Genomic DNA, 17,552 nt, shown 5'->3' with positions numbered 1-17,552 from the left:
AAAAATAGTTAAATATCTGGTTACAGTACCTTTATTTGTTATTTTTATGGCTTAAATCCAATTACTCCGGTTCCATAAGTGAGAAAAGTCTACTGTCTGGTTTTGCTCTGTCTGATCACATGCGGCTCATTTGCCCAGCACCTGGCCACCATCAACGGCACTACAGTCAGCAGTAAGGAATTTACGTGGTTCTATAAGAAAAACCATCAGGGCAATGCGCCCGCGTCCGTAAAGGAACTGGAAGGCTACCTTGATCTCTATATTAATTTCAGGCTGAAAGCGATCGATGCCCGGCAACAGGGGCTTGACCGGGATACCGCGTACCTTGCAGAAGTAAGGGAATTTGAGGCCACCCTGAAGAACCAGAAACGCCATTCTGCCTCAAAACCTGACAATACCTACCTGCTCAATGAATATAAGGACGCCGTCCTGATGTTTAACCTTACAGAAAAAAGGGTGTGGGGCAAGGCACAGAACGATGAAGCGGGACTTCGCGCCTACTTTGACACCAATAAAGGGAAATATGGCGGCGCATCCCTGGACGAGGTCCGCGACAAAGTCGTGAACGATTACCAGCAGCAGTTGGAAGACCAGTGGGTCGCCGAATTGAGAAAAAAATACCCTGTAAAGATAGAACAGGATGAACTGAGGAAGCTGGCAAAGCGTTAAATTGCCCGTTATCCGTTAGATATGTTAAATTTGCAAACGAGATATAATTGACAAAAGATAAATGAGGAAGTTTTTAATCATTGCCTGCGGATTGGTATGCTGGCTGACGGGCGTTCAGGCACAGAAAAAGAATATAGACAAGGTGATCGCCGTACTCGGCAATAACATCATATTGTTGTCCGATCTCAACCAGCAATATGCGCAGTACCTGAATTCAGGCAACCCCGACAACCCGAACATTAAATGTTATATCCTGCAGCAGATCCTTACCCAGAAATTACTGAAGCAGCAGGCCGAAATCGACTCGATCGTAGTAGACGAGTCTATGGTAGACGAAGAAGTAGACAAGCGTATGCGCTACCAGATTCAGCGCGCCGGGGGCCAGGAGAGACTCGAGCAGTTCCTCAACCGTTCCGTACTTCAATATAAGGATGAGATCAGGCCCGATATCAAAGAGCAGCTTATCTCCAATAAAATGCAGCAGAAGATCACAGAAAATGTGGTCGCTACTCCACTGGAAGTAAAGAAATATTTTGACAGCTATGAAAAGGACAGCCTGCCCGATATCCCAACAGAATTTGAGATCGGCGAGATCGTCATGTATCCGAAACTGACCAAGGCAGAGAAACAGAAATTTTATGACAAGATCGATGCGCTCCGCCTGAGGGTCAAAAGCGGTGAAGACTTCGGCTTCCTCGCCAAATCCTACTCGGAAGATCCTGGTTCTGCCCCCGATGGCGGCGACCTGGGCTTCTTCGACCGTACCCGCATGGTGAAGGAGTTTACCGCATGGGCCTTCAAGCTGAAACCCGGAGAGATCTCCCCGGTCTTTGAAACAGAACATGGCTTCCATATCCTGCAGGTCATTGAACGCAGGGGCGAGCAGGTGAACGCACGCCATATCCTCGTCAGGCCGCAGACTACGCCTCAAAGCCTCGACCGTGTCAAGCTGCATGCAGATACCATCTATCAGAACATCGTCGACAAGAAATTACCTTTCTCTACCGCAGCTTCATTATATTCAGACAACAAGGACTCCCAGTACAACGGCGGCATGCTGCTGTATGCCGACCAGGTGACTGCAAGGACTACCTTTATCCCTGCCGATAAACTCGACCCTAAGGTTTTCCTTGTGGTAGATACCATGAAGGAAGGTGAGATCTCCAAACCTATCGCCTTTACAGATGCAGAAGGCAAGGAAGGTTATAAGATCCTGTACCTGAAATCCAAGATACCTCCGCACAAGGGCAACCTGGAACAGGATTACGCCAAGTTTAAGGAAAAGGCGTTACAAGACAAGACCAACCGCATCCTGAGCGACTGGTTTAAGGAGAGAAGAGAAGATACTTATATCCGGATAGACGACGATTACGACAACTGCGACGAGCTGAAGATCTGGACCCGGCATATGACGGCAAAACAATAAGGCTTATGCAGTTTGAAAATGACATCCGGGCAGTAGACGCCCTGCACCAGACCTATAACCAGATCCGTACAGAGATCGGAAAGGTAGTGATCGGCCAGCATGACGTCGTCAAATCAGTGCTCATCTCCATTTTCAGCAACGGACATTGTCTGCTGGTGGGCGTTCCCGGACTGGCAAAGACCCTGCTGGTGCAAACTGTAGCCAATGTCATGGACCTGCGTTTCAACCGCATACAATTTACACCCGACCTCATGCCCAGCGACATCATCGGTGCCGAGATCCTGGGCGAAGACAGGAATTTCAAATTTATACCCGGCCCTGTATTTTCCAATATTGTACTGGCCGATGAGATCAACCGTACCCCGCCCAAGACACAGGCAGCCCTGCTTGAGGCCATGCAGGAAAAGGCGGTAACTGCCGCGGGCCACCGGCATATCCTGCCCCAGCCCTTCTTCGTGCTGGCCACGCAGAACCCCATAGAACAGGAAGGCACCTATCCCTTGCCCGAAGCCCAGCTCGACCGCTTCATGTTCAATGTACAACTGGGCTATCCCGAACTGCAGGATGAGCTGGCCATAGTTAAAAACACCACTGTCAATAATGACATCACGCTTGAAAAGGTCATTAACGCCGATCAGATCCAGTATTTCCAGAAACTCGTCCGCAACGTCCCTGCAACCGACAACGTCATCGAGTACGCCGTAAAACTGGCGGGCAAAACCCGGCCGGGCACAGCGCTCGCTACCGCCGACGTGAACAAATATGTAAGCTGGGGAGCGGGTCCGAGGGCCTCACAGTTCCTGGTCATCGGGGCCAAATGTCATGCAGCGCTTTCCGGCAAATATGCCCCCGACATCGAAGACGTACAGGCGGTAGCCGAGCCCATCCTGCGCCACCGCATCGTACGCAATTACCGCGCCGAGGCCGAAGGGCTTTCTATAGAGCAGATCATCAGGAACCTGTTTTAAAGGCTTTCCTTTACCTTTTTATAGAGATTGGGATAATCCGTAACCACTCCGTCTACACCCAGGCCGATCAGGTACTTCATATCCTTTTCAGAATTGACCGTCCAGGGAACGATCTTCACGCCCGCCTCATGGCAGCGGTCTACCAACCCCTTACCGACCAGTACCGCATACGGACCATAGACGGTAGGTTTAAATCCCAGTTGCGCCAGGTTTACCTCAAAATCTATCTTTTCATCGATCAGCAGTGCCGTCTTTACTTTCGGATACTTTTCATGCAGGTACTGCAGTGTGCGCACATCAAAGGATTGTATGGTTACCCGTTTCGCCAGCTTCTTGCGGTTCACCACTTCCATGACCAGTTCTACAAACTCCGCAGGCTCCGGCTGAAACTCGCCGTCACCCTTCGGGATCAGTTTGGTTTCGATGCTGTAATCCGGCCTGGGCAGCTTTTCTCTTTTGACATAGGCCTCTACAGAATCCAGGGTTTCCTCCAGCAGCGGTTTACAGGCCGGAAACTTCTCCTGATAAGGGAAACGGCTGTGGACCTTACTGCCTACATCAAACTTCCTTACCTCCTCATAATCCATTTTGTAAATGTTATAGTTCTTCTGCTCCTTCAGCGAAATTGGTTTGCCGTCAGGCTTCAGACTGATCTCATGGTTAAAATAAGGTTCCTGTGACAGCACCACTTTCTTGTCCTTAGAGATCACGACATTCATATTCAGCGTTGTAGCACCAAGGTCCAGCGCCCGGATCATACCCGGTATCGTATTTTCAGGCATGATCCCGCGCGCGCCCCGGTTACCCTGTATATCAAATTTCTGTGCCAGGGCAGCGACAGTACAGCAGGAGAACAGCAACAGGGATATCCGTTTTTTCATAAGCAGTAGTTAAGTTAAATAAAAAAGGCCCGTCTCATGTCATGGAGAGGGCCTTTAAGATATTTTGATCAGGTTTCCGTTAGCGTTCAGCAGGTGTGAATACCATGGCGATCAGGTTCCAGTTATGGTCCGCCTGGCGCTCGTAAACGAAAACATAGTTAAAGCTCTCACGCAGTTCGGCCTTATAATCTACAGCAGCAAGGCCGTAAGTATATGCCAGGTCACCACCGTCAGCCTTGTTTACCTTAGTCGTCTTTAAGTTAACCTTGCTCATCATGCTGTTAAAGAACGCCATCGCCTTGTCTTTACCAAGAATCGGCTCATAGCCAGGAAACAAGATACGCACGTCGGGGTTAATAAAACCAGCAAAGGCAGAAACGCCGTAAGATTTCAGGGTGGCATTCAGTGTGCTTTCTGTAGTAGCAACAATGCTCGCTCCCGCCTCGCGCTGCTTGTCGTTCAGCAACTGAGGCTTATAATGGTCCTTTGGCTCAATAAACTCCGTAGTTACCTTGTTCAGGGGCTTGTTGTGCTCAGTACCCAGGTCCAGCATCAGTTCCCACTTGCCGTCTACTGCCTTCCAGACCGAAAAATACTGACCATAGGTCGTTTGCTGACCGCTATATACATAAGGACCAGTAGTGAACCCCCAGTCTCCGCTCCTGGAAACCCTGGCGTAAACCGGCTTCCAGCTGATGTCCTTGGTATCCTCGCCTTTGGTCGCATAATATGTTTTTGCACTCACCGGATTAGGGCGAAAAACCAATGCATCATTAGCTGCATAAGTGGCATAAGCGGTCTTGGCACCCGTCTTTGCCAGCTTTTCCGCGAAATCAAGTTCGGCCTTCACCAGTGACTTGGTGGTACCATCAGATTTCTGGGCATATCCTGCCATACTCATAGATGCTGCAACGAGCGTACAAAGGATTTTATTCATTTTACTGTGTTTCATGTATGTAAATATAAGTTTTTTCTTAGATCTTGTTCCAGGTCGTTCCTTCTTTGCTGTCCTTCAGCTGTATTCCTATGCCCTGCAGGCCGATCCTGATCTTATCAGAAGTTGCATAGTCCTTGTTTTCCTTGGCCGATCTGCGGATGTCGATCATCAGGTCCAGGACCGAGTTGAGCTCCACATTGGAAGACTCTTCGTCCTTAAGGCCAAAGATATCCGAGACGAAATCATGCATCAGCACCTTCAGCTTCTCCAGTCCCGCGGCAGAAAGCTTCGCCTTACCGTCGTAGACACTGTTGATCACCCTGGTCGCCTCAAACAGCTCGGCAATGACAACAGGGCTGTTAAAATCATCATTCATCGCCCTGATACAGTTCTCCCTGATCGCGTCGATGTCAAAATCATCCGTACCTTCCGAGGCATGCAGCTTATCCAGCAGGCCCATTGCGCTCATCAGCCTTCTGAAGCCCTTTTCAGAAGCGTCCAGCGCCTCGTTGGAAAAATCAAGCGTACTCCGGTAATGTGCCTGCAGCATAAAGAACTTCACCGTCATCGGGCTGTAGCCCTTTTCCAGCAAAGGATGGTCACCTGTAAAGAGCTCTCCCGGAAGAAAGCCGTTGCCGGCAGATTTAGACATCCGGGCACCGTTTACCGTCAGCATATTGGTATGCATCCAGTACCGGGCAGGCTGTTTGTGGCTGCAGGCCTCAGACTGTGCAATCTCGTTGGTATGGTGCGTAGCGGCAAGGTCCATGCCCCCACCGTGGATATCAAACTCGGCGCCAAGGTACTTGGAGCTCATGGCAGAACACTCAATGTGCCAGCCGGGGAAACCCCATCCCCAGGGAGAAGGCCACTGCATCAGGGTTTCCGGCTTCGCCTTGATCCATAAGGCAAAGTCCAGCCGCCCGTGCTTTTCATCCTGGCCGCCAAGTTCCCGGGTATTGGCCAGCATATCTTCCAGGTTCCTGTTGGTCAGGATCGTATAATTGTATTCCTTGCTGTATTTGTCCACATCGAAATATACCGTTCCCCCTACCTCATAGGCATAGCCATTGTCCATGATCTCCTTGATCATCTCAATCTGCTCGCAGATATGCCCTGTTGCCGTTGGCTCTATGCTCGGCGGCAAAGTATTGAACATCCGCATCACGTCATGGAAGCCGATCGTATATTTCTGTACGATCTCCATGGGCTCCAGCTGCTCCAGCTTCGCCCGCTTGGCAAACTTGTCATCCCCCTCATCACGGTCGCCTTCCAGGTGTCCGGCGTCTGTAATGTTGCGCACATAGCGTACCTTGTAGCCAGCGTATTTCAGGTAACGGAAAATCAGGTCAAAAGAAATAAAAGTACGGCAGTTGCCCAGGTGCACATCGCTGTAAACAGTAGGCCCGCAGACATACATGCCCACATTGGGCGCATGGAGCGGTTCAAAAGGTTCTTTCTTACGTGTCAGGGTATTATAAAGCTGCAAACCAGTATTCATTCTGCAAATGTAATGTTTTTTAAAAGTTTAATCTGAGGTCGCTCCGCACAGGAAAATGATCAGAGAGTTTGGCCTCGATCACGCGGTGGTTAAGCACCCTGAATTCCTTCGTCGCACTGATATAGTCAATCTGGAAATTCGGGAACTTCCCGTTATACGTACGTCCCAGACCAGTCCCCTGCTCCACAAAGGTGTTTTTCAGCGAATGAGTCATCCGGGCGACCGCGTACGAAGCCGGGGTATCGTTAAAATCACCCGCGATCAGAAACGGCGTCTTACAGGAATCCAGGTTCTGCTTCATAATGTCCACCTGGGCGCTGCGCTTAATGAAGGCACGCTTCAGCATACCCAGTATCCGTCTCGAAGGAACAATCTCGGCGTCCATATGCTGCGATACCTTATCGATATAGTCATAGTCCTGCTCCTTAAAAGAAATAGACTGAAGATGTACGTTATACACCCTGATCTGCCGTCCCTGCACCAGCAGGTCCGCATAAATACTGGCGTTACTCCCCGAATTCTCACTGAACTCAATCACACCAGTCCCTTTTATCGGATAACGGGAAAATATAGCCAGGCCAAAGGCCTCATAACTGTTCCCGTTCGAGGACTGGAAATAGAAATGACGGGTCCTGAGGATGCGCTTGAGACTGTCCGTCATTGCATAGCTTCCCTTATTCCGGCTGAAGTACTCCTGGAAACAGATGATGTCCGGGTCCTCCTTCCTGATCACCTCCAGCATTTCGTGACGTACGGAATCAGTAGCATCCAGCCCGTAAGGCCGGAAGGCGTGCACATTATAAGTCATCATGCGGATGTGTTCCGGTTTTGCCTTCGGGCCCTCGCCCTTCGAACCGATCAGCCCGAAGGTAGCATGCAACGCCCGTTGTCCGCAAAGGATCAGCACCAGCGTACCCAGCGCAAAGACCCACCGCCGCCTCAGCAGCCACCAGGCAATCATCAGCACATTCAGGAAAAGCACAAAAGGATAGGCCAGGCCAAAAAACGGAATGTACGGATATTCCCTCGGATCAAACCTGCCGGCAAGAAAACCCAGCACCAGCATCAGGGCCAGTACCAGGGCAAGCAACCGGACCAGCTTGTCCGCAAACGTAGTTCCAGTCTTCTTTCTTTTCCTCATTCCTGGTGCTTACTCGCTTTAAACAAAGTTTCCTTTTCTTCCCTGGTCAGCTTGTCATAGCCAGATTGAGATATCTTATCCAGGATGGCATCGATCTGTTCCTGGTTTACTGCACTGGGTTTACCGCTCCCCGCTTTTCCCGTCCTGCCCGATCTCCGCTCATTCTTCACTACCCGCAGCTTGTGCCGGTTCTTCTTAAAGAGATTACTCCAGTCACTGCCGTTCTGTAAGGCTTTGATATAAACAAAACCCAGCAAGGCACCACCCAGGTGGGCAAAGCTACCACCCGCATTGACACTGGCAATGCCGATCAGGTCCAGCACTACATAGGCCAGGGCCAGGTATTTCAGTTTCACGTCGCCAAACAACAGCAGCCTTATGCTGTAGTCCGGCAGCAACGTCGCAGCAGCCACTACAACCGCCATTACCGAGGCCGAAGAACCGATGATGGTCGCAGCACCTGAAGCAGTCACCTGCGCAAATACGGGAAACAGGTTATAAGCACCCAGATAGACCAGTGCCCCGGCCACGCCGCCAGACAGGTAAACAAAATGAAATTGCCTCGGCTTCAGGAAATCGAGGAATATCTGTCCCATCCAGTACAGCACCAGCATATTAAAGAACAGGTGCAGCAGGCCATCATGAAAGAACGGATAGGTAAATATCGTATAAAACCGGTAAGGCAGTTTGCTGAGGAGGGCAGGAAAGCCTGCATATTCCCTGACATACACATCATACACCAGCCCACCGTTGCCCGCCAGAAAAGATGGCAGCCCGACCAGGGCCAATACCACAAAAATAATCGTATTAAGGCCGATGTAAAAGTATAAAGGGTTGCCCGACTGGAACACCTTATACCTGAGATCCTGGAACAAATTATTCATAATATCTGTAAAATCTGTTGTTATCCTTATCCTTCCAGAGCTTCACCAGGATAAAGCCCAGCAAAGCCCCGCCCAAATGGGCATAGTGCGCTACTGAATCTCCCGGTATCTTTGCGACCCCCATGGAAAGCTCCAGCAATATATATACAGGAATGATGTATTTCGCCTTTACCGGCACGGGGATAAACATGATAAACAGTTCGGCATTCGGATAAAGCATTCCGAACGCAACAAGCAGGCCAAAGATCGCTCCGGAGGCACCGACCATAGGTGCCCCGTAAATGCCCAGGAGTGTCTCAAACTGGTCCTGTGTCAGGTGTGCCAGTGCTGGCCGGCCGGTGATATAACCATTATTAACCGAGATATCCTGCATTGCGCCGGTAAAGGCTCCGGTGATGTGGTGTACCTCGTAAGCCTGTACCGCCATCTGGAGTGCAACCGCTCCCAGCCCGGTGATCAGGTAAAAATTAATGAACCGCTTTACCCCCCAGCGGCTTTCCAGGATACCCCCGAAAGTGAAAAGCGCGAACATATTGAACAGGATATGCATGAAGTTCCCGTGCATGAACATATAGGTCAGGAACTGCCATACCCTGAAAAACGGCGAGTCAAAATAGAATGCGCCCAGCAAGTAATCCAGGTCAACACCCGACAGGATGTATTTTGCCGCAAAGAAAATCCCGTTAATGATCAGCAGGTTTTTAACGACAGGAGGTATATAAGTGTTATTGATCATCTTTATTTTTCAAACTTTTTATCCAGTTCAGCCAGCCCTATTGTCTGGACAACAGGACGGCCATTGATGCTGAAGTTAGGCGTTTTACAGGCAAAAAGCTGCTCGATCAGCATATTCATTTCCATCTGGTCCAAAACAGTACCACTTTTTATCGCGCTGTTCCTGGCCATGCTCCTGGCCAGCGCGTCGCGCTTGTCCAGTTTAAGTTCCTGTCTCGAATTCTTGAACCCCTCGATCAGGTGTTCAAATAACTCGGTCTCATTGATGTTGTTACTGCCCAGGTCAACCGGTATGCCCTCGATCACCAGTGTATTCCTGCCAAACTCCCGCACTTCAAAGCCAAGGCTTTTGATGTCGTCCAGCAAACCCCTGGCAAGTTCATAGTCAGCAGGGCTCAGGGTCACCGTCTGCGGGAACAAGCTCTGCTGCGAAGCACCCTTCCGGTCTTCCAGGTGCAGCAGGAACCGCTCATACAGGATCCGCTCATGGGCCGCCTGCTGGTCAATCAGCATCAGTCCCGATTTGATCTGGGAAATGATATAACGGTTATGCAGCTGCATCAGCTGTTTCGTCACCGGCACCTGTTGCTCAGTAGCCGGGGTCCCGGCATAAAGTTCAGCCTGCTCCTCCACCTTATTTTCCACGATCTCATACAACTTGCCCCAGTTGCGCACGTCCGGCTTCATCCCCGCCGCCGTCCCGTTGCTGTAGCTCCTTGGGTATGCGGCATAAGGCTGCTCCTTAGCAGCGGGCTTATCTGCCGCAAAGGGATTGAAATCAGGATTGAAACTGATGCTTGGCGGTACAATCTCATCCGGTGCTTTCGGCGTGATCATATTGCTGAAACCCGTCTCCTGGTCAAAGTCTATCGTGGGGCTGATGTTGAACCTGCCCAGCGAACGCTTCACCGCAGAATGCAGGATCGCATACACCGATTTCTCATCCAGGTATTTGATCTCCGTTTTTGTGGGGTGTACGTTCACGTCGATGTGCGAAGGGTCCATCTCAATGAACAGCACATATAACGGAAAATTATCTTCCGGCAGCAGTTCCTCATAGGCCCTGGTCACCGCATGGTTCAGGTAAGGGTCTTTGATAAAGCGGTTGTTCATGAAGAAGAACTGCTCGCCCCGCGTCTTTTTCGCAAATTCCGGCTTGCCGATAAAGCCTTTCAGCCGCATGATGCTGGTCTCCTCCTCTACCGGGATCAGACGCTCATTATAATTGTTGCCAAACAAGTGTACGATTCGCTGTTTCAGGGTAGCCGGGCCCAGCCTGAAGATCTCGTTACCATCATGGTGCAGGCTGAAGGCGATGTTCGGGTTGGCCATCGCCACCCGCTGAAACTCATCGATAATATGGCGCATCTCCGCCGGGTTGCTCTTCAGAAAATTCCTGCGCGCAGGCGTGTTGAAGAACAGGTTCTTCACACAGATGCTCGTGCCCTCGGGCGCAGCCACCGGTGTTTCTCGCAGCAGCTCCGAGCCCTCGATCTCGATCAGCGTCCCCAGTTCGTCGTCATGCCTGCGGGTCTTCAGCTCTACCTGGGCGATCGCCGCAATCGAAGCCATCGCCTCACCCCTGAAGCCCATCGTACGGATCGCGAACAGGTCCTCCGCCTTGCGGACCTTAGAGGTCGCATGGCGTTCAAAACACATCCTTGCATCAGCCGGGCTCATGCCGCAGCCATTATCGATCACCTGGATCAACGCCTTACCGGCATCCTTTACAATCAGCTGCACCTTGCCCGCCCCCGCATCTATTGCATTTTCCAGAAGTTCCTTGACCGCCGATGCAGGACGCTGCACCACCTCTCCCGCCGCAATCTGGTTCGCTACACTATCGGGTAAAAGCTGTATGATATCTGACATGAATGATTCCTCGGTAAACGTCGCTAATTTAGGTAAAAATGCAATGCTTTTTATACCTTTAAGGTCATGAAAAATCTCCTTATTATCAGTTTCCTGACACTTTTTACCCTATCCGCCTGCGCACAGGACCACCGCCAGAACGAGCAGACACTGGCCTTGCTGAACAGCATCGCATCCGGCACGGTACTGCTCAATAACCAGAACAATACCATCCCCCTTACCGGCCTCGACAGGAAGCATGTCGCCTCCGTGAGCCTCGGCTATACACAGCAGCAAACCTTTGACAGCCTGCTCAATAAGTACACTAAGGTGACCTCGTTCAGCGCTGCCAGTTATGCGCAGAATACGGCCCTCAACACGCTTGAAGACGACCTGAAATACTTCAATACGGTGGTTGTCACCCTGCCTTCCGTATCCGCCGGCGATACCCGGAACACCCGCTTCATCCTCAATCTCGCTAAAAGCAAACAAGTGGTCCTGGCCCTTTTCGGGGAGGGCCGAAGCCTGGCCATGCTCGATTCCCTGCAGGCCCCCATCATCTGGACCGACCAGAATACCCCACTTGCGGCCAGCATAGTGCCGCAGGTCATTTTCGGCGGCATTGGCGTCAGTAAAAAACTAGCCATCAGCTATTCAAGCAAATACACCGCAGGCTCGGGCTTCAGCACCGTAGCCACACGCCTGAAATATACCCTGCCCGAAGATGCCCTTGTCAACGCCGATAACCTCCGGGAAATCGATGCCATCGCCGAAGAAGCGATCCGTGCCAAGGCGGCACCAGGCATGGTCGTACTGGCCGTCAGAGACGGAAAGGTCATCTTCAACAAAGCTTATGGCAACCATACCTACGGAGGTATCCCGGAAAAGGTCAGCGACATTTTCGACCTCGCTTCCGTAACCAAGACCACCGCCACCACGCCAGCCGTTATGCGGCTCTATGAAGAGCATAAGCTCAACCTCGACACCAATGTGGGTGCATACATCCCAAGGGCGCGCGCCCTGCCCATGAACAACATCCAGGTACGCGAAGTCATGCTGCACCAGGCAGGTTTCATCCCTTATATTCCCTTCCACGACTTTGTGACCCCTGCCGATCACAGCAGCGATTCCAGTGCAGCCTTCCCCACCAAGGTAGCCGACGGGTACTATATCCGTAAAGACTATTTTAAAGAGGTCATGTGGCCGAAAATGCTCAATGCCCCCATCAAAACACGCGGGCAATATGTCTACAGTGACATCAGCATGTATGTCATGAAAGACATCGTAGAGCGCATCAGCGAAACACCGCTCAACGACTACGTCGCAGAAAATTTCTACAAACCACTCGGCATGCAGACCGCCGGGTTCCTGCCGCGCAATCGCTTCCCCAGGGAACAGATCGTACCCACAGAGAACGATACCTATTTCCGCAAGACTCTGCTGGAAGGTTATGTACATGACCAGGGTGCCGCCCTGGTGGGCGGGGTATCCGGGCATGCGGGTCTGTTTGCCAGTGCCAACGACCTCGCCATCATTTACCAGATGCTGCTCAACAAGGGCAGTTATGGCGGGCAGCAATACTTCGAGCCACGCACCGTAGAAATGTTCACCGCCAAACAGTCTGCCGTCAGCAGAAGGGGCCTCGGTTTCGACCGCTGGGACCCCGTCGTCAGCAAGCAGTACCCTTCAGAGCTGGCTTCGCCCCAGACCTATGGACATACCGGCTATACCGGCACCTGCGTATGGGTAGATCCGGCCCGGCAGCTCGTCTATATCTTTTTGTCCAACAGGGTAAATCCCACCGTTACAGACAAGCTGGGCAATATGAAGATACGCGGACGGATACAGGACGTACTCAACAGAGCAATCGATAAAGGGCTTTAATAGACGCCTTTTCTAAGATAGTATTTATTTTTTCAGGCCAATTTCCCTGAGCCTTTCATCCAGGTATTCCCCGGCGGTCATATCGCTGTATACCTTCGGATGTTCCGCATCAATGCAGGAATCCAGGCTTGTCAGGTCCATTTCCGCCTTAGGATGGAGGAAGAACGGCACAGAATAACGGGAAGTCTTCATCAGTTCACGCGGCGGGTTCACCACCCGGTGCGTCGTCGAGCGCAGCTTGTTGTTCGTCAGCCTTTGCAGCATGTCGCCTACATTCACGACGATATCGGTATGTCCTGCTTTTATCGGCAGCCATTCATCGCTCCGCGTCAGTACCTCCAGGCCGTCGGCACTCGCACCGATCAGCAGCGTAATGAGGTTAATGTCTTCATGTGCACCTGCCCTTACCGCATCAGCAGGTAAGGCATCCGGGTTTTCTATCGGAAAATAATGTATGCCCCTCAGTATGGAATTACCCTTGTCCACGTGCTGGTCAAAATAAGTTACCGGCAGCTCCAGGTAACTGGCAATGGCTCTCAGCAGTTGCTTACCGCTTTCCTCCAGCTTCACAAAGATCTCCCTGGTCACATTGTTAAACTCTGGCACTTCTTCCAGGTAAAGGTTATCATCCTGCCCGATCTGCCAGAACTCCTTCAGGTCGGCCGTCATTGCACCCTTTGCCGTCTCCCGTCCCGGGCTGGTATAGCCACGCTGTCCGGCCAGCTCCGGGCGCTCATATTGCTGCTTCACGGCCGATGGCAGGCCAAACATCGCCTGTATGTTCCGGTACAGCTTGTCGATCAGTTCCTGGTCAAGACCATGATTGGTGATCGTTACAAAGCCCGAATCGTTGAACGCCCTGCCCAGTTCATCAGAAAACTGCTTGCGTTGTGCTTCAGAGCCGTTAATATAGGTACCCAGATCAAGACATGGAATGTAAGGTGCAGACATTGGTTTTGTGTTTTTTATGAAAAGTTAAGACGAATTTATAAAACTATTGTCAATAAATTCGTATTGTTGAAACTATAACTGTCTCCCTGCCGTACTTTGTATTAAGTAACGAAATAACCACGAGACACATGAAAAAATTACTGATTATGATAATGATACTCCTTTCGGCGGGCACAGCTGACACTGCCGACGCACAGTCCGCGAAATTACAAAAGGCGACCTTTGGAAACGGATGTTTCTGGTGCACTGAAGCCATTTTCCAGCGCCTGAACGGCGTCACTGCGGTACGTTCGGGCTACGAGGGCGGCTCAGTGGCCAACCCTACTTATAAAGAAGTATGCACCGGCACCACCGGTCATGCGGAAGTGCTTGAGATCACCTACGATCCTAAAAAGATCAGCTACGATGAACTGCTTGAAGTCTTCTGGAAAACACACGACCCTACTACGCTTAACCGTCAGGGTAATGATGTCGGCCCGCAATACCGCTCCGTGGTCTTCTATCACGACGACACCCAAAAGGCCCTAGCAGAGAAATACAAGAAGGAGCTCAACGACAAGAACGTCTACGGTAAACCTGTCGTCACCGCCGTCGAAAAAGCCGCACCCTTCTACCCCGCTGAAGACTATCACCAGAACTACTTCAACCTCAACGGCAACCAGCCCTATTGCCGCGCCGTCATCCAGCCCAAAGTCGAAAAATTCGAGAAAGTCTTCAAAGACAAACTCAAACACAAATAACAAAAAAGCGCACCATTCCAGTGCGCTTTTTGCTTTTGAAACTAATTTAATCCGGAAATCTTCCGACTTGAATACGCTTTCCTGTCTCTTTTATTTGGCCAATAAACAACCCAATATCAGCACCTTGTAACACAATCTGAAAATTTACTCAGTGTACTGAGTAAATTAGCTAAGTCAATTTCCCCAGATACTGAGTCGTACTTACCGCATCCCCCATCTCACTTAAATACTGCATCCAGACATGCACCGGCTCATCAGACGTCCGGGAGAAACCCGCAGGCAACGTCAGCTTCACCTGCCCGTCTCCCCGCTGCGCGACACCCTCAAACACTGCGAACTCATTACACTCCGGACAGTATACCACCACCGTCAGCCGGTCCGTCCTCAAACAAAACACATTCTCCTGTACATCATCCCATAAGATCTGAAGCAGCGACTCAGGCAATCTGATCACCGCCCTTACCAGCGAAATCAGCAGCTCGCCCCTGCTGAAAATTGCCTTTGCGAAATCAATTACAAAATGTCCGTCAACCTCCCGTACCGCCTCCTTCAGGTGATAGCCAACACACCCGTTCATTGGCGTCTTGCTTTCCGTAAAAAACCGGTAACCAACATTAATCACAGCGAACAACGGCTGTAACCATTTCCGCACCAGTTTAAACTTCAACCGCTGCAACTCCTGCGCCTCCGACGATACCCGCACCGCCCTCGCTTTCGCCCTGAAATAAGTCACACCTCGCCAGCTCGACGCCACCACATTCCCCACCTTGCCGCTCACCGGCCCATTTATACCATTCTTATATCTTGCCATAATATTTCACCTTTTATACAACACATTTTACAACGCACCCGTCATCCCATTCCCGCTTTAACGTCATTCCAGTCCCTCTTTACGTCATCCCATGCTCCCAACCGTCATCCCGACGATAGGAGGGATCTCTTGAACCCTACCAGAACAAGAGATCTCTCGGTGCCCTCGAGTAGACGGCAGGCAGAACCCTAAAACCCTACTGCACCTCAATCACCCCCATATACTTCGACGCACTCACCTTCTTCCCATCCGACCTTACAAAATACCCCCACACCTGCACCTCCTTGCCAGACCACAAAGCAGGCACCTGCAAGTCATAAGCCGCAGCAGTCCTTAACGCTGCTCCCTCCTGGATCACCCAGTCCTGCAACACCGGGCAGTGCGCCAGCACCGTAATCTTATCCAGTCCCGGATGCAAAAGATCATCCGCATCAGCAGCAGGAGAATTGTCATTCCAGCTCACATCAATCTGCCCATCCACAGTTGTCGCCAGCACCGGCGCCTGCACCGCCTTCAGGTCACCTTTTGCAAACAGCACCTCCGCATAGTCAATGGCCAGGGCCGGGTAAACACCCGCTACCGCATGCCTCACATTCAGTGAAAAAGCCTTGTTGAAAGGCGTTATCCCCTGCTGCCGGGCCGACTGAAAGCCCACATTAAACAGCGACTTACAATCCTTGCTCATAAAGCTGCGCATCAGTTCAAACGATGCCCGCCAGGCCAGCTGCGCAGCCGTTGCAGGCTTTGAGGATTTCTTAGGCCGCTTGCGGATCACGTTATCGTCCCTGTACTCCGCAAATACCACGTTGTCTACACGTCCCGACGCATCGCCAAGGACTCCTGTTCTTGTTCTTCCCATAATTTCTAATTTTAAATGGGTCCATGACGATTGCAAGCCTTTTTATAGCTGTGGCTAACAACGATACCAGCTCATTAGCTCAAAAGAACCTCGGAAAATTCATGCTCAGCCCCTCTACAGCCAGCACAAACTCCTTTGCCCCTACCTGAAGGCTAAACTTGCGCTGCTCCCTTACCCGGAGTTCAAGCGCTACCACACTGCCGGAAAAGCAGCAGTGCAGGTACCATTCCATCCGGTAAACCGTGCAAAACCTGAGGCAGCAATCCTGTGCGGCACCCGTGGCAACGGCACGGCCCAACTGCACCAGTTCCGCAACAAGCACCCAGACGCCTGCAATTCCAGGCACCTTGTAGCAAGCCCTTTCAAGCTTCACATGCAGGCAGCCCTGCAAATCTGCAGACTTATAAACCCGCAGCAACAACTCATTTCTGTTCAAGTATTTTAAAAACGTTTTGGTTAGATGAAGGACCGGGGACAATGCCCCGGTCCTCCGCTCCCTTTCAGGAAGCCTGTTGAAAGACGCCTCCGGAAGCAATCATTCAACGGCACAAAAGTAAGGACTACTTTTGCAGGGAAGGTTCTATTCCTGAGACCCTTCCCTGCTATTTCTATACCCCTTCAGGATACAATTTCCTCGATTCTGCCAGTGTTCCGGCTGAAATACCAATAAACGCGCATATCTCTGCATTGGTAAGCCTCCACTTGCCATCCGTAAGGAATTCAGGGAACAGTTCCTTCAGCCTTTTATAGCGTTCCTTACGGTCGGTTATCTGAAGGATCTCCTTCTGAAGTTCTTCCTGCTGGGTCTGCCTGGCCAGTATCTCATCGGTCAGTTCCTGGGCAAAGGGATGCTGTGCATAGACGAGTTGCATGGTTGCACTGCTGATCCCCACCAGCTCGCTGCCTTCCATCACCTCCATATAATACTTGCGGTTCCTTTTGCCTTTCCTGAATTTCCGGAACAGCACCACGATACTTTCCGCATTCCAGATATAAGACATCACCAGGCAGCCTTCCCTGGTATAATAATACATCTTTACCAGGCCCTTCTTCAGGAACCAGGCCATATCTACATTTTTCCCCGGCTGCAGCAACAGGTCACCTTTAAAATGGCGAACCGGCAACAACGCATCAGATTGCATCAGGTCTTGCTCCAGCGCACCGGGAAAGGGTGCATCAAGCAGACCTTTCAGGTAAACCACCGTACTCATTTTCAGATCCTGTTCTTCTTCAGTACTCAGTGGTATAATAATTTTGTTTTTCATCAGTAAATAATTATAAAATCGAAAACAGAAAATTCTGCTTAGTCAATAA

17 protein-coding genes are annotated in these 17,552 nt (G+C 51.0%); 5 read left to right on the top strand and 12 right to left on the bottom strand.

The features are described 5' to 3' along the window. Window positions 1-78 precede the first annotated feature (78 nt). The 3 genes from P2W84_RS08640 (at window position 79) to P2W84_RS08630 (ending at window position 3,063) form a co-directional block, all read left to right on the top strand. The gene (locus tag P2W84_RS08640) at window positions 79-669 is read left to right on the top strand and encodes a hypothetical protein (RefSeq protein ID WP_276089724.1); all 591 of its coding nucleotides are present in this window, start codon (window positions 79-81) and stop codon (window positions 667-669) included. 61 nt (window positions 670-730) lie between these two features. Beyond that, entirely contained in the window at window positions 731-2,095 is a 1,365-nt protein-coding gene (locus P2W84_RS08635; protein WP_276089723.1) for a peptidylprolyl isomerase, read from the top strand. A 5-nt stretch (window positions 2,096-2,100) separates the two neighbouring features. Then, window positions 2,101-3,063, top strand: a complete 963-nt coding sequence (locus P2W84_RS08630) for a MoxR family ATPase (RefSeq protein WP_276089722.1) — start codon at window positions 2,101-2,103, stop codon at window positions 3,061-3,063. Here the strand turns inward: P2W84_RS08630 and P2W84_RS08625 are convergent. The 7 genes from P2W84_RS08625 to mutL all read right to left on the bottom strand — a co-directional run bounded on the left by P2W84_RS08625 (window position 3,060) and on the right by mutL (window position 11,014). Beyond that, window positions 3,060-3,944 (bottom strand): glycerophosphodiester phosphodiesterase family protein, encoded by an 885-nt coding sequence (locus P2W84_RS08625; protein WP_276089721.1) that lies wholly within the window; start codon window positions 3,942-3,944, stop codon window positions 3,060-3,062. The genes P2W84_RS08630 and P2W84_RS08625 overlap by 4 nt on opposite strands. A gap of 79 nt (window positions 3,945-4,023) precedes the next feature. After that, window positions 4,024-4,896: a DUF4440 domain-containing protein gene (locus P2W84_RS08620; protein ID WP_276089720.1), complete on the bottom strand. Its 873-nt coding sequence runs from the start codon at window positions 4,894-4,896 to the stop codon at window positions 4,024-4,026. Between the two features lie 22 nt (window positions 4,897-4,918). Further along, window positions 4,919-6,382, bottom strand: a complete 1,464-nt coding sequence (gene cysS, locus P2W84_RS08615) for a cysteine--tRNA ligase (protein ID WP_276089719.1) — start codon at window positions 6,380-6,382, stop codon at window positions 4,919-4,921. Window positions 6,383-6,401: 19 nt separating this feature from the next. After that, window positions 6,402-7,523 carry an endonuclease/exonuclease/phosphatase family protein gene (locus P2W84_RS08610; RefSeq protein WP_276089718.1) on the bottom strand — a complete coding sequence of 374 codons (1,122 nt, stop codon included), beginning with the start codon at window positions 7,521-7,523 and terminating at the stop codon, window positions 6,402-6,404. Then, window positions 7,520-8,407: a rhomboid family intramembrane serine protease gene (locus P2W84_RS08605; RefSeq protein ID WP_276089717.1), complete on the bottom strand. Its 888-nt coding sequence runs from the start codon at window positions 8,405-8,407 to the stop codon at window positions 7,520-7,522. Before P2W84_RS08605 ends, P2W84_RS08610 begins: the two co-directional genes overlap by 4 nt. Next, window positions 8,400-9,143: a rhomboid family intramembrane serine protease gene (locus P2W84_RS08600; RefSeq protein ID WP_276089716.1), complete on the bottom strand. Its 744-nt coding sequence runs from the start codon at window positions 9,141-9,143 to the stop codon at window positions 8,400-8,402. The genes P2W84_RS08605 and P2W84_RS08600 overlap by 8 nt, the downstream gene beginning before the upstream one ends. Before the next feature lie 2 nt (window positions 9,144-9,145). Further along, window positions 9,146-11,014 carry a DNA mismatch repair endonuclease MutL gene (mutL, locus tag P2W84_RS08595; RefSeq protein WP_276089715.1) on the bottom strand — a complete coding sequence of 623 codons (1,869 nt, stop codon included), beginning with the start codon at window positions 11,012-11,014 and terminating at the stop codon, window positions 9,146-9,148. Between the two features lie 66 nt (window positions 11,015-11,080). Here mutL and P2W84_RS08590 point away from each other — a divergent pair, with 66 nt between their 5' ends. Further along, on the top strand, window positions 11,081-12,877 hold the full coding sequence (locus P2W84_RS08590) for a serine hydrolase (protein ID WP_276089714.1): 1,797 nt from the start codon (window positions 11,081-11,083) through the stop codon (window positions 12,875-12,877). 24 nt (window positions 12,878-12,901) lie between these two features. Here P2W84_RS08590 and P2W84_RS08585 read toward each other — a convergent pair whose 3' ends face one another. Beyond that, on the bottom strand, window positions 12,902-13,828 hold the full coding sequence (locus P2W84_RS08585) for a 2-oxoglutarate and iron-dependent oxygenase domain-containing protein (RefSeq protein WP_276089713.1): 927 nt from the start codon (window positions 13,826-13,828) through the stop codon (window positions 12,902-12,904). A 128-nt stretch (window positions 13,829-13,956) separates the two neighbouring features. Here P2W84_RS08585 and msrA point away from each other — a divergent pair, with 128 nt between their 5' ends. Beyond that, on the top strand, window positions 13,957-14,568 hold the full coding sequence (gene msrA, locus P2W84_RS08580) for a peptide-methionine (S)-S-oxide reductase MsrA (RefSeq protein WP_276089712.1): 612 nt from the start codon (window positions 13,957-13,959) through the stop codon (window positions 14,566-14,568). A gap of 169 nt (window positions 14,569-14,737) precedes the next feature. Here msrA and P2W84_RS08575 read toward each other — a convergent pair whose 3' ends face one another. The 4 genes from P2W84_RS08575 to P2W84_RS08560 all read right to left on the bottom strand — a co-directional run bounded on the left by P2W84_RS08575 (window position 14,738) and on the right by P2W84_RS08560 (window position 17,503). After that, the gene (locus P2W84_RS08575) at window positions 14,738-15,379 is read right to left on the bottom strand and encodes a DUF6266 family protein (RefSeq protein ID WP_276089711.1); all 642 of its coding nucleotides are present in this window, start codon (window positions 15,377-15,379) and stop codon (window positions 14,738-14,740) included. A gap of 196 nt (window positions 15,380-15,575) precedes the next feature. Continuing rightward, a complete protein-coding gene (locus P2W84_RS08570) occupies window positions 15,576-16,238 on the bottom strand; it encodes a DUF6266 family protein (protein ID WP_276089710.1) in 663 nt (220 codons plus the stop codon). A 79-nt stretch (window positions 16,239-16,317) separates the two neighbouring features. Beyond that, entirely contained in the window at window positions 16,318-16,674 is a 357-nt protein-coding gene (locus tag P2W84_RS08565) for a hypothetical protein (protein ID WP_276089709.1), read from the bottom strand. A gap of 172 nt (window positions 16,675-16,846) precedes the next feature. Beyond that, the gene (locus tag P2W84_RS08560) at window positions 16,847-17,503 is read right to left on the bottom strand and encodes a Crp/Fnr family transcriptional regulator (RefSeq protein WP_276089708.1); all 657 of its coding nucleotides are present in this window, start codon (window positions 17,501-17,503) and stop codon (window positions 16,847-16,849) included. Between the last annotated feature and the right edge of the window lie 49 nt (window positions 17,504-17,552).

This window comes from Pedobacter sp. JY14-1 (genome assembly GCF_029269825.1).
Lineage (GTDB): Bacteria > Bacteroidota > Bacteroidia > Sphingobacteriales > Sphingobacteriaceae > Pedobacter.
Note: the sequence above shows the minus strand (reverse complement) of the source record. Positions and strands in the feature narration are given on the sequence as shown.

What these genes read in the sequence shown, in the direction of transcription:
- P2W84_RS08635 (WP_276089723.1), top strand. Translation starts at nt 731, where the DNA reads ATGAGGAAGTTTTTAATCATTGCCTGCGGATTGGTATGCTGGCTGACG.
- P2W84_RS08630 (WP_276089722.1), top strand. Translation starts at nt 2,101, where the DNA reads ATGCAGTTTGAAAATGACATCCGGGCAGTAGACGCCCTGCACCAGACC.
- P2W84_RS08625 (WP_276089721.1), bottom strand. Translation starts at nt 3,944, where the DNA reads ATGAAAAAACGGATATCCCTGTTGCTGTTCTCCTGCTGTACTGTCGCT.
- P2W84_RS08620 (WP_276089720.1), bottom strand. Translation starts at nt 4,896, where the DNA reads ATGAAACACAGTAAAATGAATAAAATCCTTTGTACGCTCGTTGCAGCA.
- cysS (WP_276089719.1), bottom strand. Translation starts at nt 6,382, where the DNA reads ATGAATACTGGTTTGCAGCTTTATAATACCCTGACACGTAAGAAAGAA.
- P2W84_RS08610 (WP_276089718.1), bottom strand. Translation starts at nt 7,523, where the DNA reads ATGAGGAAAAGAAAGAAGACTGGAACTACGTTTGCGGACAAGCTGGTC.
- P2W84_RS08605 (WP_276089717.1), bottom strand. Translation starts at nt 8,407, where the DNA reads ATGAATAATTTGTTCCAGGATCTCAGGTATAAGGTGTTCCAGTCGGGC.
- P2W84_RS08600 (WP_276089716.1), bottom strand. Translation starts at nt 9,143, where the DNA reads ATGATCAATAACACTTATATACCTCCTGTCGTTAAAAACCTGCTGATC.
- mutL (WP_276089715.1), bottom strand. Translation starts at nt 11,014, where the DNA reads ATGTCAGATATCATACAGCTTTTACCCGATAGTGTAGCGAACCAGATT.
- P2W84_RS08590 (WP_276089714.1), top strand. Translation starts at nt 11,081, where the DNA reads ATGAAAAATCTCCTTATTATCAGTTTCCTGACACTTTTTACCCTATCC.
- P2W84_RS08585 (WP_276089713.1), bottom strand. Translation starts at nt 13,828, where the DNA reads ATGTCTGCACCTTACATTCCATGTCTTGATCTGGGTACCTATATTAAC.
- msrA (WP_276089712.1), top strand. Translation starts at nt 13,957, where the DNA reads ATGAAAAAATTACTGATTATGATAATGATACTCCTTTCGGCGGGCACA.
- P2W84_RS08575 (WP_276089711.1), bottom strand. Translation starts at nt 15,379, where the DNA reads ATGGCAAGATATAAGAATGGTATAAATGGGCCGGTGAGCGGCAAGGTG.
- P2W84_RS08570 (WP_276089710.1), bottom strand. Translation starts at nt 16,238, where the DNA reads ATGGGAAGAACAAGAACAGGAGTCCTTGGCGATGCGTCGGGACGTGTA.
- P2W84_RS08560 (WP_276089708.1), bottom strand. Translation starts at nt 17,503, where the DNA reads ATGAAAAACAAAATTATTATACCACTGAGTACTGAAGAAGAACAGGAT.